Source organism: Acinetobacter sp. B-6 (genome assembly GCF_056930735.1).
This window is the reverse complement of sequence record NZ_JBXPBY010000062.1, coordinates 1-329: the sequence shown is the minus strand read 5'-3', so window position 1 is coordinate 329 and position 329 is coordinate 1. Positions and strand designations below refer to the sequence as shown.

The 329-nt window shown below is 41.9% G+C and carries 1 protein-coding gene; it reads left to right on the top strand.

Annotation, left to right across the window (positions count from 1 at the left end):
• Positions 1–329 (top strand): MBG domain-containing protein (locus AC1Z3T_RS21235; protein ID WP_483396999.1); only part of this gene is annotated, 329 nt, incomplete at both ends.

The window sequence follows — 329 nt, the reverse complement described above, 5'->3', positions numbered from 1 at the left end:
AGATATTGCCAAAGCCAAAGCAACAATCACTGCAAATAGTCTAAACACTGTGTATAACGGACAAAATCAAACAGTGTCAGGCTTTAGTGCTACTGGTTTGGTCAATGGCGAAGATAGTTCGGTATTGACGGGTGTCACAGCATCTGTAACGGTTAAAGACGCAGGCAGTTATACGAACAAAGCCAATGGTGTCGATAAAAACTATGATCTGACCTTTGTCGATGGTGCATTGGATATTGCCAAAGCCAAAGCGACTGTAACGGCAAATAGCGTATCAACCGTTTATAATGGACAAAATCAAACAGCTACTGGCTTTAGTGCAACAGGTT